This window comes from Aerococcus sp. HMSC10H05, assembly GCF_001806975.1.
Taxonomy (GTDB): domain Bacteria; phylum Bacillota; class Bacilli; order Lactobacillales; family Aerococcaceae; genus Aerococcus; species Aerococcus viridans_B.
Genome location: NZ_KV787005.1, coordinates 1 through 15,370, shown reverse-complemented (window position 1 = coordinate 15,370; position 15,370 = coordinate 1). Strand labels below are relative to the sequence as shown.

Below are 15,370 nucleotides of genomic sequence, written 5' to 3'. Positions count from 1 at the left end.
TTTGGTCACCAACACTATTTGACACAGAACCACTTAAATTATCTGTTTGGTTCAATTGTGCTAGCAATTGATCAATATGATTACCATATTCGATTGAACGGTCACGCTCAAAGAATATTTCTGGTGTTTTATAAATATTTAGGCGTTTACCAATTTCTGATCGGATTAATCCGCTAGATTTTTCTAAACCTTTTTGGGCTTTGTCACGTTCACTGGCTAATTCACTCAATGTAGTGTAGAAAATAGTTGCTTGCTGTAAGTCACCTGTAACTTCTACATCAGTAATTGTAATACCTTCAACACGAGGGTCTTTGACAGTCTTTCTCAAGATGTCATTAACTTCACGAAGTATTTCTTGACTTACACGTTCAGCTCTAAATTTTGCCATTGTGCTTCACCTCATTTATTTTTTAACTTCAACCATGCGATATGCTTCAATCTCATCGTCAACTTTAATATCGTTGTAGTTTTCAATTGTAAGACCTAATTCGAAACCACGAGATACTTCTTTTACATCATCTTTAAAACGACGCAATGAAGCTAATTGACCATCATAGATGACAATTGAATCACGAATAACACGTACTTTTGAATTACGGTAAATAGTACCATCTAATACGTAACCACCAACGATCGTCCCCACTTTAGAAACATTGTATGTTTCACGAACTTGTACTGTACCCGTTACTTCTTCCGTAAATTCTGGGTCTAACATACCGGTCATAGCTGATTCTACATCATTAATCGCATCGTAAATAATATTATATAGACGCAATTCTACTTCATCTGCATCTGCTTGTGCTTTAGCTAGCGGTGTAGGACGCACGTTGAAACCAATGATTAAAGCTTGTGACGCTTGACCTAAAGTAACATCACTCTCGTTAATAGCACCAACTGCTTGGTGAACAATATTTACTTTAACACCTTCAACTTCAATTTTTTTCAAGCTTCCAGCCAATGCTTCAACAGACCCTTGCACATCACCTTTAATGATAACATTTACAGACTTCAATTCACCTTCTTGTAGCGTTTCGAATAAGTTATCAAGCGTTACGGCTTGGTTGGCTTGACGGCGTTGTTGTAATGCACGACTAGCACGTTCTTCACCAACTGCACGGGCAGTTTTTTCATCATCAAATGCTACAAATCGGTCACCAGCTTGTGGTGATTCTTGCAAACCAGTGATTTCTACTGGTGTAGATGGCCCCGCTTGTTTAATACGACGACCAGTATCATTAGTCATTACACGTACACGTCCATGGGTATCTCCAACAACGATTGGATCTCCAACTCGTAGCGTACCTTCTTGGACTAATAGGGTTGCAATAGCCCCTTTAGACGAGTCAAGACGGGCTTCAATCACAGAACCTAAAGCTAAACGATTAGGTGCGGCTTTATATTCTTCAACATCAGCAACTAATAAGACCATTTCTAATAAGTCACTTACATTTTGTCCAAATTTAGCAGAGATGTTCACAAAGATTGTGTCCCCACCCCATTCTTCAGAAACTAGACCATATTCAGTTAGTTCTTGCATTACGCGATTAGGATTAGCTGTAGGTTTATCAATCTTGTTTACTGCAACGATGATAGGCACACCAGCTGCTTTTGCATGGTTAATCGCTTCAACGGTTTGTGGCATAACACCATCATCAGCAGCGACAACTAGTATAACGATATCTGTTACATCAGCACCACGTGCACGCATTGTCGTAAATGCTGCATGTCCTGGTGTATCTAGGAAAGTGATTAAACGATCGTTTTCACGTACTTGGTAGGCACCAATATGTTGAGTAATACCACCTGCTTCACCATCAACAACTTGAGCGTTACGTAAGTAATCAAGTAAAGTTGTTTTACCATGGTCGACGTGCCCCATGATTGTAACAACTGCAGGACGAGTTTCCAATTCTTCTTCGTCTGCATTCTTAGCATCTTCAAAGTAATGATCGAAATCTGCTTGATCAACGATTACTTTCTCTTCAGCTACCACACCATACTCGTCTAGAATCAATTCAATCGCATCTTTATCCAACGCTTGGTTTTGTGTAGCTGGTACACCCATCAAGAATAGTTTTTTGATAATCTCAGCTGGCTCACGGTGAATCTTTTTAGCAATATCTGCAACAGTCATACCTTCAGAATATTCCACTTTTTCTGGTAGTGGCTTATTTTTTCTTTGTGGTACCGGGTTACCTTGAGGACGATTTTGGTCATTGTTAAAACGACCTTTCTTCCCTTTCTTGCCTTTTCCTTTAAATCCGCCATTTTTATTATTCTTGTTATTTTTAGAATTATTTTTTTGATTATTCATATTTTTATTCTCTTTTGCTGGGTTATTGCGATTTTGTGACTTGTTTTGCTGCTGTTTTTGGTTAGCATTTGCTTTATTAGTACCTTTAGCAACAGGCTTTTCTGCAGCTTTTTTAAATGGTTGATTTTTATGTTCATCTTTTGCTGCTGATTTATTTGCAAAGCTACTTTTCAGCTTATTCACTTCGTCTTCAGTCATTGATGCCATATGGCTTGAATATTCAAAACCTGCACTTTCTGCAGCTTTCAATAACTCTTTACTTGATACGCCAATTTCCTTAGCAACTTCGTAGACACGTTTTTTTGACATGTCATCACCTTCCTTATTCTACTAATCTCTCATACTTTTTACTCTCCTATTTGATGTAAAAATATACGTAAAATTCTAATTTATTTTTTAAAGCTCTTTACAAATCCTTGGTCCAAGAAAGCAATCATTGACCTCTTTTTACCAAGCGCACTGGAAATTTCTTCTGTTGTAAACATTTGAATACATTCCACTTCATAAAAAGCACATTTGTTCTCTATGCTCTTCTTAGTTTGCTCGCTAACATCGGATGCAAAGACAACTAGTATAGCTGTTCCTTGTTGAATTGTTTTCATAACAGTTTCTGTACCTGAAACAAGTTTACTTGCTGTCTGAGCTAATCCTAATAGTTTTAACTTATTATTGTTCATTTTCAAAAAGCTCTTTTCTGGCTTTTTGATGTGCAACATAAGCTTTCAATTCACTATAAAAGTCATCCGAAATGGTGACATTTAAGTGTCTATCTAACAAATGTTTATCCCAAGCCTTTTGCACAACTTCAGGATCTAGTGATACATAAGCACCACGCCCATTTTTCTTTCCTGTTGGATCAATTTCAACGATACCTTCAGGATTACGAACAATTCTAATTAATTCTTTTTTAGGAAAACTTTCATTCGTCACAACACATTTTCGCATAGGAACTTTCCGCTGTTTCATGTTTGATCCCACCTAATCTTAGCCTTCTTCGTTTAAACGTTCTTGTTGATCTATATCTTCTTCCCCGATTAAACCATCATTATTTAATTCAACATCATCAACTTGACTTTCAAAAGTCTCAGCGTCAACATTGCCTTCATTCACATCGGCTGCAATTATCAAATCTGCTTCATCCATTGGTTCAGTGCCTTCTGTTACTGTATCATATTCTTCTATAGATTCGATATCTTCGGCTAAGATTGGTTCTACATCTTCATCTACTAATTCTTTTTCAGCAAAACGTTCTGCATATTCCTCTGTTTGTACATAAGCAGCGAAGTCAGCTTCTGATTTGATATCAATTTTGTGATTCGTTAATTTAGCAGCTAGACGCGCATTTTGACCACGTTTGCCAATTGCTAGTGATAAGTGGTTTTCTGGTACTACTACCACACAAGATGTTTCACCTGGTACAAAGTGTACAGATAATACATCCGCTGGGTTCAAGGCATTTGAAATAAATGTCGCCATGTCATCAGACCATTGAACAATATCCATGTTTTCACCTTTTAGCTCATCCACAATTCGTTGTACACGAGAACCACGTGGACCCACGCAGGTACCAACGGCATCAATATTTGTATCATTTGAAACGACTGCTACTTTAGAACGGTCACCAGCTTCACGTGCGATAGCTTTAATTTCAACTGTGCCATCGAAAATTTCTGGTACCTCTTGTTCAAATAATCGTTTTAGAAGGCTTGGATGGCTACGAGAGACATATACTTGAGGTCCTTTAGTTGTGTTTTCTACACGTTCAACATAAACCTGTACACGTTCATGTGGTTGGAAAGTTTCATTGGGAATTTGACCTTCCGGTGAGATAACTGCTTCAATCTTTCCTAAGCTTACATATACATAACGGCGGTCTTGACGTTCAACTATACCAGTTAAAATGTCATCTTCATAATCAATATATTCATTATAGATGATCGAACGTTCAGCTTCACGAACACGTTGCATAATGACTTGTTTTGCAGTTTGCGCAGCAATACGACCAAAATCTTTTGGTGTTACTTCAAATTTGATCTTGTCACCAATTTCATAGGCTTTGTTTAAGTCATGAGCATCTTGTAAAGATACTTCAAGTTGTGAGTCCATCACTAAATCTACGACTTCTTTCACTGCGAATACTTTAATGTCACCTTTTTTTGCATCGAAGTTTACTTCAACGTTTTGTGCTTGTTGATAGTTGCGTTTATAAGCTGAAACTAAAGCAGCCTCTAAAGCGTCCAGAATAACTTCTTTTGAAATGCCTTTTTCATCCTCAAGCGCTTCGAAGGCTCTTAACATCTCTTTACTCATCTAAATTCCCTCTTTCAAAAATGATTAATTTTAAAATTCAATGGCCAATCTGATTAAGGATACATTTTTTTTATCTACTGTTACTACCACTTTACGTGTTTTATCTTTAGTTTCAATCTCATATGCATTATCTGAAACAGATAGTAGACGGCCTTGAATATTTTTTTGTCCATCAATGGCTTGATAGAATGACAAGAATACCCATTCACCAATCGCTGCTTCAACATCAGCTTTATTCTTCAATGGGCGTTCTGCACCTGGAGAAGATACTTCAAGGTAATAAGCTTGCGGGATTGGGTCATTCTCTAATTGATCAATCGCTTCAGAAATATGTTCACTAACTGTGACACAATCCTCTATTGCAATACCACCACCTGGTTTATCCACGTAAATTCTTAGGAACCAAGATTTTCCTTCTTTCACAAATTCGATATCAAACAATATAAAGCCTAAGTCTTCAATAATTGGTTGAACAATTTCTTGCATTTGGTCAGTTACTTTAGCCATATTTCCCCTCGCTTTTCTGATTTTAACTTACTACCATGAAAAAAGTGAGCGTCGCCGCTCACTCCATCACTGTCTTCTTTCTACTTAAACAGTATAGCATATACAAATTTGATAAGCAATAATTGTTGCTACTGTGCGATTTTTACAGATTTTGCACTAAACCTGTTACTTGATTTACTGGAATTGAAAAGATAACCCCACTACCTGGTTTATCTAATCCCATCGCAGCATGTATATTTTCAGAAACAGGTTTAACCTTTTCAGACTCAACAACTAAAAGGACGATTTCTTTTTCAGGTTGAATTTCAATGTTGAAAAGTTTAGAAATCTCAGTGGTACCTGTCCCTCTACCATGAAGAATTGTCGCACCTTTAGCGCCTTCATTACGAGCTGCCACTACGACATCGTCTCCTGAATCGCGGTCAACGATTGTTACTAATAATTGATATTCACCCATATTTCCACCTTCTTTTTCAAATGCTCGATTAAACACATGACTACCGTACACGCTTGAAGTATCAGCAGAAAACAAGATACCCAAACCTTTTTTATCTAATTTCATTTTCTCAGTAATCTTTTCATGAATTATTTTTTCGTATTCCTTAGGGGCTAATGTAATCATCATCTCTTTCTTTGATTCATCCAAACCCATTAAATTAAGAAATTTATTTGGAGTGGTGCCCTCACATAAGACCAATGTTCCGCCACCAGTACCATGTTGTTTAGCGATTTTTAGTACCTTCTGTCCAATACCATGGTTGACAATTGCAAAAAATGCCACTGATTCTACAGTCATCAATTAACCCCCTCATTCACTGTTTTTTATCTTTAACACGTAGTTTGTAAATTAATCCTAGAATCTGAACCATTAACACTGGTGTCATTGCTACCATCGCAATGATACCAAATCCATCTATTAAGACATCTGCTTGTGGTAACGTAGCGGCCACTCCTTGAGCAAAGGCTAAAATGAAAGTTGCCGTCATTGGACCAGATGCGACCCCACCAGCATCAAAGGCGATACCTGTGAATAGGTTAGGTACATAGAAGCTTAATAGTATAGATAAGCCAAATCCTGGTAATAAGAAGTGCCATAATTCAACGCCAGGGACCATAATACGAACCATTGACATTGTAACAGCTAAACCTACACCAATCGATAAGGAAAATAATAACAACTTATTAGGGATATGTCCACCAGTTACATCTTCAACTTGGTCACCAAGAACATGTACGGCTGGCTCAGCTAGGACGACCACCAGTCCCATAACCAAACCTAACCACGGCAATAAAGCTTCATGATTTGTTGCTAATTCAGTAGCTAGGTAACGTCCCATATCCATAAATCCTTGGTTAACTCCAATTAGGAAGAAAGTCAACCCAATCAATACATATATTATCCCAATAGCAATACGACGAAGACCATGTTTATTTATCCTTCTGTGGAAATAAAACATAATGATGAATAAAATTAAAATAGGCACTAACGATACAATTGATTCTTGAAGTGTATGCCCTAGATTTTCTATAAATGGACTTAGGATACCATCTGTATACTGGTAAGCTTCATTATTACTTTGGAATGTGGATGTTTGTATTAATGACATGATTAGTACCGCTAAAATTGGCCCGGTTGACATGGCACCCACTAGACCAAAGGAATCATCTTCTGCTCCTTTACCACCTTTTTTAGCTGATACACTGGTACTAAGAGCTAAAACAAATGGGGTGGTTAAAGCCCCTGTTGTTGCACCTGAGGCATCAAACGACATAGCTAGGAATGTTGAATCTGCAAAAAATGATAATAAAGCAATCAAGCCATAGACGATTAAGAAGAACCATTTTAACGCAACGTTCTTCATTACGCGGTAAACACCTAAGGAAATCATAACCCCCACACCTATTGATACAACGACAACAATCATTTGTGACCCTAAAATGCCACCCGTTGCATCAGAAATTTGTTGGCCTAAAATTAATAGGTCTGGTTCGGCTACGGTAATAGAGAATCCAATAAAAAAAGATAAAAGCAACACAATTAAGTGGGAATTGGAGCGAATAATTGAATCTCCCAAATAATTTCCAATTGGTGTCATACCAATATCTACCCCGAATAGAAATACGGTTAAACCTATAATTAATAAAATTGAACCGATACCAAATCTAATCATCATATCTCCGGGTACATCGACTAATGTAAATGATAATGCGAATACAAGGATAACGATTGGTAAAACAGAAGATATTACTTCCTTAAACTTATCTAGCAATAACTGCATATAATTCCTCCTTTTTAAATAATTAATAACAAAAAATGCAACAAAAAACTTTTTTATTATAATGTATAATTTGTTGCATATTTAACTGTTAAATAAATGAATTCATTTGAAAACATTAAACATAATATCATGTTAACATAATCTGAAATTGACATCAAAAATAATGCCTAAAAAAACAGCACAGTCTTATCTTTTAAACAAGCTGTGCTGTTTTCTGCTATTAAAAATCAAATAATGATAATTGATTTTGATCTGGCAAACCATCTAATACATTATTTTCTGTCATATATTCAATGATTGATTTAGAAACTTTACCACGTGTTTGTAAATCCTCTTTTGATAAGAATGGTGATTCTTCTCGAGCTGCAACAATTGATTTAGCAACATTAATACCCAAACCATCAATCGCTCTAAATGGTGCAATTAACGTATTGTCACCTTCAATAACAAATTCTGTAGCATGTGATTTATTCATGTCTACCATTTTTAATGTGAAACCACGTTCCCACATCTCATTAACAATTTCAAGTACTGTCAACAGTTGTTTCTCTTTTGTAGAAGCTTCTATGCCTTTAGCGTTAATTTCGTTAATTTTAGCTTTAGTTGACTCTTTTCCGTTTGCCATTGAGACAAGATCAAAGTCATTTGCACGTACAGATAAGTAGGCACAATAATACCAAATTGGATGTTTCACTTTAAACCAAGCTACCCGCATAGCATTTAAAACATAGGCTGCTGCATGGGCTTTCGGGAACATGTACTTAATTTTTTCACATGACTCCATATACCATTCTGGCACATCATAGGCTCTCATAATGGCCTTATGTTCATCAGATAATCCCTTACCTTTACGTACTTTCTCCATAATTTGGAAAGCATCGGATTCAGGTAGACCACGATGGATTAAATATACCATGATGTCATCACGACAACCGATTACTTCACTTAATGGTAGTCCTTTTTCTCGAACAAGTACTTCAGCATTTCCTAACCAAACATCAGTACCATGCGATAATCCGGAGATTTGCAGGAGTTCCGCGAAGGTTGATGGTTTTGTTGCTTCAAGCATTTGTCTGGTGAACCGTGTTCCAAATTCTGGAATCCCTAAAGTACCGGTATTGGAATAAATTTGTTCTTTGGTAACACCCAAAACTTCTGTCCCATTGAACAATTCATAAACTTCCGGGTCATCGATCGGGATTTCTGTTGGATTAATACCAGATAAATCCTGTAACTTACGAATCATTGTCGGGTCATCGTGCCCCAAGATATCTAATTTCAAAACATTATCATGAATGGAATGGAAATCAAAGTGCGTGGTTTTCCATTCAGAATCCACATCATCTGCTGGGAATTGAATGGGTGTAAAGTCATATACATCCATGTTTTCAGGGATAACAATAATCCCTCCTGGATGCTGCCCAGTTGTTCGCTTCACACCAGTCGCACCTTTGGCTAGAAATTCTTTTTCAGTCTTACGTAAATTTAAATTTTTATCTTGATCATACCCCAATACATAACCAAATGCTGTTTTATCTGCAACAGTACCTATAGTACCGGCACGGAAAACATGATCATCACCAAAGAGAACTTTAGTATAGGCATGAGCGCGCGCTTGATATTCCCCTGAGAAATTCAGATCGATATCGGGTACCTTATCCCCCTTAAAGCCTAAGAAGGTTTCAAATGGAATATCTTGCCCATCTTTATCAAGGTTTGTGCCACATTTTGGACATGATTTATCCGGTAAATCAAACCCTGAACCTACGGATCCATCCGTAAAGAAATGACTATAGTGGCAATTTGGACAAACATAATGCGGTGCTAGAGGATTTACTTCAGTGATTCCTGACATCGTTGCAACAAAAGAAGAGCCAACTGATCCACGAGAACCTACGATATAACCATCATCATTTGATTTTTTAACCAGTTTTTGTGATATCAAGTAAATTACTGAGAACCCATTAGAGATAATAGATTTTAGCTCTTTTTCTAGTCTGGCTTCAACAATTTCCGGAAGCTCCTTCCCATAAATTTCGTGCGCTCTTTCATAGGACATATCCGTTAGTTCTTGCTCTGCCCCTTCAATCGTCGGTGTATAAAGCTTATCTTTCAAAGGCTCAACAAATTCAATACTATCAGCGATAGCATTCGAATTCTCCACAACAATTTGATAGGCTGTTTCTTCACCTAAAAAAGCAAATTCATTCAACATTTCTTCTGTTGAACGGAAATGTGCTTCTGGGAAATTTTTGGTTCGGTTAGATTTAATCGAATTAATTAAAATTTCTCGATATAGTTTGTCCTCTTCATTTAGGTAGTGAACATCTCCAGTAGCCACAACAGGTTTGTTGACGGATTCGCCAATCTCCAACATTTCCTTCATTATTTTTTCCAGTGTCTCTTCATCCTGAATTAATTCATCAAGGATTAATGGTTGATATACACCTTTAGGTTGTAGTTCAAGATAATCGTAGAAACCAGCTTTTTGTTCTGCTTCTACCTTACCTTTTTGCATCAATGCTTCAAATACTTCACCGCCAGCACACGCAGAACCAACTAAGAGGTTTTCACGATGACTAGATAATAGCGATCTAGGAATTCGTGGTACGCGGTAATAATAATCAATATTTGATGCCGACACTAATTTAAACAAATCCTTTAAACCAGCCTGGTTTTTAGCTAGCAAAATAGCATGAAATGGCCGACTTTGCTTGTAGGCGTCTCCTTTGCCAACATCTTTATTCAATTCATCATGATAAAAAATTTTATGGTCAGCAGCTGCCTCTTTGATGAAGATCCATGCTAATGCGCTGGTCGTTTCCGCATCATATACCGCACGGTGGTGTTGTTCCAGCGCAACATTATAGCGCTTAGCTAATGTATTTAATCGATGTGATTTCAAGTCAGGATGTAGAAAACGAGACAGCTCAAGTGTATCAATCACCGCATTGTGTGTTTGATCGAAACCATGACGCTTATAGGCTGTATCGATAAATCCCATATCAAAGCTGGCATTATGGGCTACAAAAATTGCGTCTCCAACCCAGTCTCTAAAATCAGTAATGACTTCTTTTTCTGACCGTGTATTAGCCAACATAGCATCAGTAATTCCAGTTAGATTAATAATGGTTGCAGATAGCGGACGTCCAGGGTTAATAAATTCTTCAAAAGTATCAATTACGTTGCCATTCTGCATTTTTACAGCAGCTAACTCAATAATATTATCATAGATTGCTGACAGTCCAGTAGTTTCCACGTCAAAAACCACATAAGTTGCTTCCTTTAATTCAATATGAGTTGGGTTGTAGGCAATAGGAACGCCGTCATCTACGATATTAGCTTCTACACCATAAATCATCTTCAATCCTGTTGATTTAGCTGCACCTGAAGCTTCTGGATAAGCTTGGAGTGTTGCATGGTCAGTAACAGCAATTGCTGTATGGCCCCAATCTTTCGCTTGATTAGTAAGATCAGAAATGGAATTTGTCGCATCCAGCATAGACATATTGGTGTGCACATGCAGTTCCACTCTTTTCTTTTCAGCATTGTCTTGTCGTTTTGCCTTACTAATTTCTTCTAAATCACGAACGTTTAAAACTAAATCACGAGCAAAACGATCATCCATTTGTAAGTCGCCACGTACTCGTAACCACATTCCTTTACGAATAGCATCAAAAACGGCAATATCTTCATCTGTTCTAGAAAACATTTGAATCAAAAAAGCGGAAGTATAATCTGAGATTTTCGCGTTTAAAATCCGACGACCTGTTTTTAATATCTTGACATCAACATCAAACACAACCCCCTCCATTGATACAAAGCGCTGTTCTTCAACATAGGTGTTCATGGCTCTTAACTTATCATCAACTGGGATATATTTACCTAATTGTATTTTATCAACCTTTATAGCTGAACCATTGTTGCCTGACGCAGCCATTTCCTTTTGTTTTTCAGCAGCTTTTCTAGCCATTTCCTGTTGTTGTTCAGCTAGCTCATTCGCTCGCTCGACGAATACATCTCGACGATCTTTGGCCGTTTCTTCATCTATAATGATCTCAAACGGTACTTTGGGAAACCCAACCATTTGATAGTTTTGCTTAATCACTTCTAAATAATTTTCTTGAATAATTTGCTTCAAAGGTTGATTATCAACGCGGATATAGTAACGATTGTTTTCAAATGATGGTAATTGCCCTTGAAAAGTAGCCTTGGCAATGCCATTAGAAATACCTGATCGATTAACAATAATTGGCCAGTAATCCAGCACTTCTTTATTAGCTGGTTGACTTTGGTCAGTTACCTCAATTGAAAAATCTACTGAACCAACGTGGTCAAATCCTTTTTTAAGGTATTCTTCAAAAGTTAAGAAAGTGGCGGCATCTAGTCGCGTTGGTAAACCTATTTTAAACTGCCATAATCGTGATTTTGTATGAACAATGACATTCTCTAACCAACCATTTTGGATTGCAGTATTTTCTTCTGTCCAATTTATTTGGCCTAGTAGTGCTTGAAATAAGGCTTCTTTAGATTCTGACATACACACATTTCCTTCCTATTTTAATAACAAAAGGCCATCTCCGTGGCCTTTTGACGTACATTTTTAATTTAATTTTTAAATAGGACATTTATCCAAACATCCGCATAATATCGTTCCAAGTAACGGCAATCATCAAGACAATAACCAGAACTGCCCCTACAACATTAATGATACCTTCTGTCTTAGCTTGCAATGGCTTACCTCGAACTAACTCTATAAAGTTCAATACAATTTTACCACCATCTAAAGCAGGTACTGGCAATAAATTCACGATTCCCAAATTAATACTTAAAGCAGCTAACCAGGAAATAATTCCTGCCAAACCAAAGGATACCACTTGTGAGGTTGTTTGATACATGTATACAGGTCCACCGAAATTATTAATATCAAAGCCAGTTTTAAACATGCCAGCAATGATAGAGAAAATACCGGTGATCATGGCCCAAGTGCTTGTGAATCCGTAGGTAATTTTAGCCATAAAAGAGGTATCTTGCACTCTTTGTACCCCAATCATACCAACCGTTTCACCCGAAGTAACTTCTGTTACTTTTGGCGTTACGTCAATGTCCTGTTCTTGACCATCGCGGTTAATCGTAAAGGTTAAAGACTGATCTGGATTCGTTTGTACAATGGCTTGCATATCGTCAAATGTTTCAACGTCTTGTCCATCTATAGCAACTATTTGGTCTCCTTCTTCTAAACCAGCTACTTGTGCTGCTGAATCTGCTTGAATAACACCAAGTTCTGCAGTATTAGACCAAACACCACCTTGCATAAAGGCTAAAATGATAAATGCTAAAATACCTAAGATAAAGTTATTCATTGGGCCAGCGAAATTGACAATTAATCTTTGCCAGATATTTGCTGATTGGAACTGGCGTTCAATTGGCGCAACTTTAACTAATGTACCATCAGATTCAATAATATTGGCCGTTTTTGAGACTTGGTAGCGTACTTTATCTTCGCCACCATATGGAATCCCTTCTATAAACATATCTTTTTCGAGATCAACTGCCCAAACTTCCAATGGTAAACCTGAAAAGTTTTGACTATCATTTTCCAAAGAGATAGTGTCTACAACACCTTCTTCATTTTGTTCAACAACGACTTGCATCCCTTTTGTCAGGGTATCAGACATTTCTTCTAATCCAGCCATACGTACATAACCACCTATTGGTAGCATCCTCACAGTATATGTTGTTTCTTCAGCCTCAAAATGAAAAATTTTTGGCCCCATACCAATAGAAAATTCACGAACTAGAATACCTGCTTTTTTTGCAAAATAATAATGACCAAATTCATGGACAATAACGATGACTGAGAAAATAAATATAAATGCAATAATAGTCGTCATAACGCGCTCCTAACTATGATCCTAAAAATGGAATTAAAAAATAAAACATGGGTAAAACTAATAGTAAACTATCAAAACGGTCAAAGAAACCACCGTGACCTGGCATAATATTACCAGAATCTTTAACTTGGTAGCTGCGTTTTATGGAAGATTCTATCAAGTCACCTATTTGGCCTAAGAAGCCTAAAATTATAGCTAAAATGAAGTTATCAATAATAGATAGGCCAAATATATTGTTAAAATACAACACAATACTTGAACAAGCAAATGCGCCTACAACACCACCTAAAGAACCCTCTATTGTTTTATTTGGGGACACTTTTGGCGCTAATGGTGTCCGACCAATTTGTCTTCCTACCAAGTAAGCAAATGTATCATTACCCCAAATAATAATTAGGACATAAATCACAGGCAACAATCCCATTAACCTCGTCTCAATTAATAAATGAAAACCACGCCCTACATATAGAGCTGCCAAACTGATAACCCCAACTTGCTCAAAATTAATATCTTCTGGCTTAAATACCATGACCATCAATAACATTGCAACTCCAGCAAAGTATAAGGTCATATAGTCAATATCCTGTGGTAGTAGCGCAAGATAATAGGAAGGTAATAACTGCAACATCATAGTGATTAAACCAATTACACCACGCCATGATGGAAATGGAATTTTTGCCATTTGTAAAATTTCATAATAAGCAACAGCAGCGATAAATGCTACCATCAGATCAAATGGACGCCCCCCTATCAGTAAAAGCGGGATAAAAATGGCAAGAGCAACAACAGCGCTGATAACTCTTTGTGTCATGAAACCCCCTCTTTCTATTTAGTATCTATCGCTCCGAATCGACGATTTCTTCGCTGAAATTCTCCAACACACTCTTGTAGCACTTTTTCGTCAAAATCAGGCCATTTGGTTTCTGTAAACAACATTTCACTGTATGCGAGTTGCCACAATAAATAATTTGATAAACGCACTTCTCCACTTGATCGAATTAACAAATCTGGGTCTGCATATTCACCAAGTTGTGCGGTATATAATTCGTCTGATATCGTCTGTTCAGAAATGTCCTTTACCTTTAAATCACCTTTTGATACTTCTGTCGCAATTGCTTGAACTGCTTTAGTGATTTCATCACGGGAACCATAATTAAAAGCGATATTTAAAATCAAACCAGTATTATCTTTTGTTCGATCAATCGCATTTTGTATATATTTTTTGGTATTTAAAGGCACTTTATCAAAGTTTCCACTCATTCGTACTTGTACATTATTTTCGATTAGATCAGGTAAGATTTCATCATTTAATACCTTAGGTAGGCCCATTAAATAATTTACTTCCGACAGTGGACGCTTCCAGTTTTCTGTTGAAAAGGCATAAGCGGTTAATACTTTTACGTCCATTTTATGTGTTGCTATTACCACTCTTTTGAGGGCCTTTAATCCTTCTAAATGTCCATCTGTTCGTTTTAATCCACGTTCCTGTGCCCATCTACCATTTCCATCCATAATCACTGCAATATGATTGGGCACTGGTAAGTTTGGATTATAGTTTACATCTGTTAACATATTGAACCTCCATCTATTTCTAGACAATTGTATCAAAAATACAGAGAAAAACCTATACTTATCCTCTAGCTTAACGGTACTTTCTATGCATTTTAATACTTGGCATAAAATATGCAGACCCATTCTCATTATTCACATAAAAAACATCAGATCCACAATTTCTGTTAACTCATACACTAGTAAAAAGCATTGGCATATCCATGTGAAAAATACAGGGACTAATATTGACGATACCGATAAAGAACGAATTTTCGAACATTTTTATCGTGCTTCAGTTTCAAGAGCAAGCGAAACATCTGGCTATGGCCTCGGTTTAGCCATAGCTAAACAAATCATCGAAGATCACCAAGGTACGATTATAGTTGAAGATAACCATTCCAATGGAGTTAACTTTATTATCTGTCTAAGAAAAAATTATGATTAAACATAGCAGATATTTACTCTACAATATTTAGACATAAGAAAAAAGGGTTCTGTGTCAAATAGTGTTGGTG

13 protein-coding genes are annotated in these 15,370 nt (G+C 36.9%); 1 reads left to right on the top strand and 12 read right to left on the bottom strand.

The window, feature by feature from the left end; genetic code table 11:
- From rbfA to HMPREF3116_RS07810, 12 genes are all read right to left on the bottom strand, one after another.
- On the bottom strand, window positions 1–388 hold a 388-nt coding region (gene rbfA, locus HMPREF3116_RS07865), incomplete at its 3' end, for a 30S ribosome-binding factor RbfA (RefSeq protein ID WP_070468983.1).
- Window positions 389–403: 15 nt separating this feature from the next.
- Window positions 404–2,623, bottom strand: a complete 2,220-nt coding sequence (gene infB / locus HMPREF3116_RS07860) for a translation initiation factor IF-2 (RefSeq protein WP_070468981.1) — start codon at window positions 2,621–2,623, stop codon at window positions 404–406.
- A gap of 80 nt (window positions 2,624–2,703) precedes the next feature.
- Window positions 2,704–2,991, bottom strand: coding sequence for a L7Ae/L30e/S12e/Gadd45 family ribosomal protein (locus HMPREF3116_RS07855; RefSeq protein WP_070468979.1), 288 nt, complete (start codon window positions 2,989–2,991; stop codon window positions 2,704–2,706).
- Window positions 2,981–3,280 (bottom strand): RNase P modulator RnpM, encoded by a 300-nt coding sequence (gene rnpM / locus HMPREF3116_RS07850; protein WP_070468977.1) that lies wholly within the window; start codon window positions 3,278–3,280, stop codon window positions 2,981–2,983. Before rnpM ends, HMPREF3116_RS07855 begins: the two co-directional genes overlap by 11 nt.
- Before the next feature lie 18 nt (window positions 3,281–3,298).
- Complete coding sequence (nusA, locus tag HMPREF3116_RS07845; protein ID WP_070468976.1) at window positions 3,299–4,624, bottom strand: transcription termination factor NusA; 1,326 nt, start codon at window positions 4,622–4,624, stop codon at window positions 3,299–3,301.
- Window positions 4,625–4,654: 30 nt separating this feature from the next.
- On the bottom strand, window positions 4,655–5,131 hold the full coding sequence (gene rimP, locus HMPREF3116_RS07840) for a ribosome maturation factor RimP (RefSeq protein ID WP_070468974.1): 477 nt from the start codon (window positions 5,129–5,131) through the stop codon (window positions 4,655–4,657).
- 142 nt (window positions 5,132–5,273) lie between these two features.
- Window positions 5,274–5,927 carry a P-II family nitrogen regulator gene (locus HMPREF3116_RS07835; RefSeq protein WP_070468972.1) on the bottom strand — a complete coding sequence of 218 codons (654 nt, stop codon included), beginning with the start codon at window positions 5,925–5,927 and terminating at the stop codon, window positions 5,274–5,276.
- Window positions 5,928–5,943: 16 nt separating this feature from the next.
- Complete coding sequence (locus HMPREF3116_RS07830; RefSeq protein ID WP_070468970.1) at window positions 5,944–7,410, bottom strand: DUF1538 domain-containing protein; 1,467 nt, start codon at window positions 7,408–7,410, stop codon at window positions 5,944–5,946.
- Between the two features lie 220 nt (window positions 7,411–7,630).
- Window positions 7,631–11,950: a PolC-type DNA polymerase III gene (locus tag HMPREF3116_RS07825; RefSeq protein ID WP_070468968.1), complete on the bottom strand. Its 4,320-nt coding sequence runs from the start codon at window positions 11,948–11,950 to the stop codon at window positions 7,631–7,633.
- An 88-nt stretch (window positions 11,951–12,038) separates the two neighbouring features.
- The gene (gene rseP, locus HMPREF3116_RS07820; RefSeq protein ID WP_070468967.1) at window positions 12,039–13,304 is read right to left on the bottom strand and encodes an RIP metalloprotease RseP; all 1,266 of its coding nucleotides are present in this window, start codon (window positions 13,302–13,304) and stop codon (window positions 12,039–12,041) included.
- Window positions 13,305–13,317: 13 nt separating this feature from the next.
- A complete protein-coding gene (locus HMPREF3116_RS07815) occupies window positions 13,318–14,115 on the bottom strand; it encodes a phosphatidate cytidylyltransferase (protein ID WP_070468965.1) in 798 nt (265 codons plus the stop codon).
- A gap of 14 nt (window positions 14,116–14,129) precedes the next feature.
- Window positions 14,130–14,876 carry an isoprenyl transferase gene (locus HMPREF3116_RS07810; RefSeq protein WP_070468963.1) on the bottom strand — a complete coding sequence of 249 codons (747 nt, stop codon included), beginning with the start codon at window positions 14,874–14,876 and terminating at the stop codon, window positions 14,130–14,132.
- Between the two features lie 109 nt (window positions 14,877–14,985).
- On the opposite strand from HMPREF3116_RS07810, the gene HMPREF3116_RS08835 reads away from it, so the two are divergent.
- Window positions 14,986–15,300 (top strand): ATP-binding protein, encoded by a 315-nt coding sequence (locus HMPREF3116_RS08835; RefSeq protein ID WP_371440309.1) that lies wholly within the window; start codon window positions 14,986–14,988, stop codon window positions 15,298–15,300.
- The last annotated feature ends 70 nt before the right edge of the window (window positions 15,301–15,370 follow it).

What these genes read in the sequence shown, in the direction of transcription:
- infB (WP_070468981.1), bottom strand. Translation starts at nt 2,623, where the DNA reads ATGTCAAAAAAACGTGTCTACGAAGTTGCTAAGGAAATTGGCGTATCA.
- HMPREF3116_RS07855 (WP_070468979.1), bottom strand. Translation starts at nt 2,991, where the DNA reads ATGAACAATAATAAGTTAAAACTATTAGGATTAGCTCAGACAGCAAGT.
- rnpM (WP_070468977.1), bottom strand. Translation starts at nt 3,280, where the DNA reads ATGAAACAGCGGAAAGTTCCTATGCGAAAATGTGTTGTGACGAATGAA.
- nusA (WP_070468976.1), bottom strand. Translation starts at nt 4,624, where the DNA reads ATGAGTAAAGAGATGTTAAGAGCCTTCGAAGCGCTTGAGGATGAAAAA.
- rimP (WP_070468974.1), bottom strand. Translation starts at nt 5,131, where the DNA reads ATGGCTAAAGTAACTGACCAAATGCAAGAAATTGTTCAACCAATTATT.
- HMPREF3116_RS07835 (WP_070468972.1), bottom strand. Translation starts at nt 5,927, where the DNA reads ATGACTGTAGAATCAGTGGCATTTTTTGCAATTGTCAACCATGGTATT.
- HMPREF3116_RS07830 (WP_070468970.1), bottom strand. Translation starts at nt 7,410, where the DNA reads ATGCAGTTATTGCTAGATAAGTTTAAGGAAGTAATATCTTCTGTTTTA.
- HMPREF3116_RS07825 (WP_070468968.1), bottom strand. Translation starts at nt 11,950, where the DNA reads ATGTCAGAATCTAAAGAAGCCTTATTTCAAGCACTACTAGGCCAAATA.
- rseP (WP_070468967.1), bottom strand. Translation starts at nt 13,304, where the DNA reads ATGACGACTATTATTGCATTTATATTTATTTTCTCAGTCATCGTTATT.
- HMPREF3116_RS07815 (WP_070468965.1), bottom strand. Translation starts at nt 14,115, where the DNA reads ATGACACAAAGAGTTATCAGCGCTGTTGTTGCTCTTGCCATTTTTATC.
- HMPREF3116_RS07810 (WP_070468963.1), bottom strand. Translation starts at nt 14,876, where the DNA reads ATGTTAACAGATGTAAACTATAATCCAAACTTACCAGTGCCCAATCAT.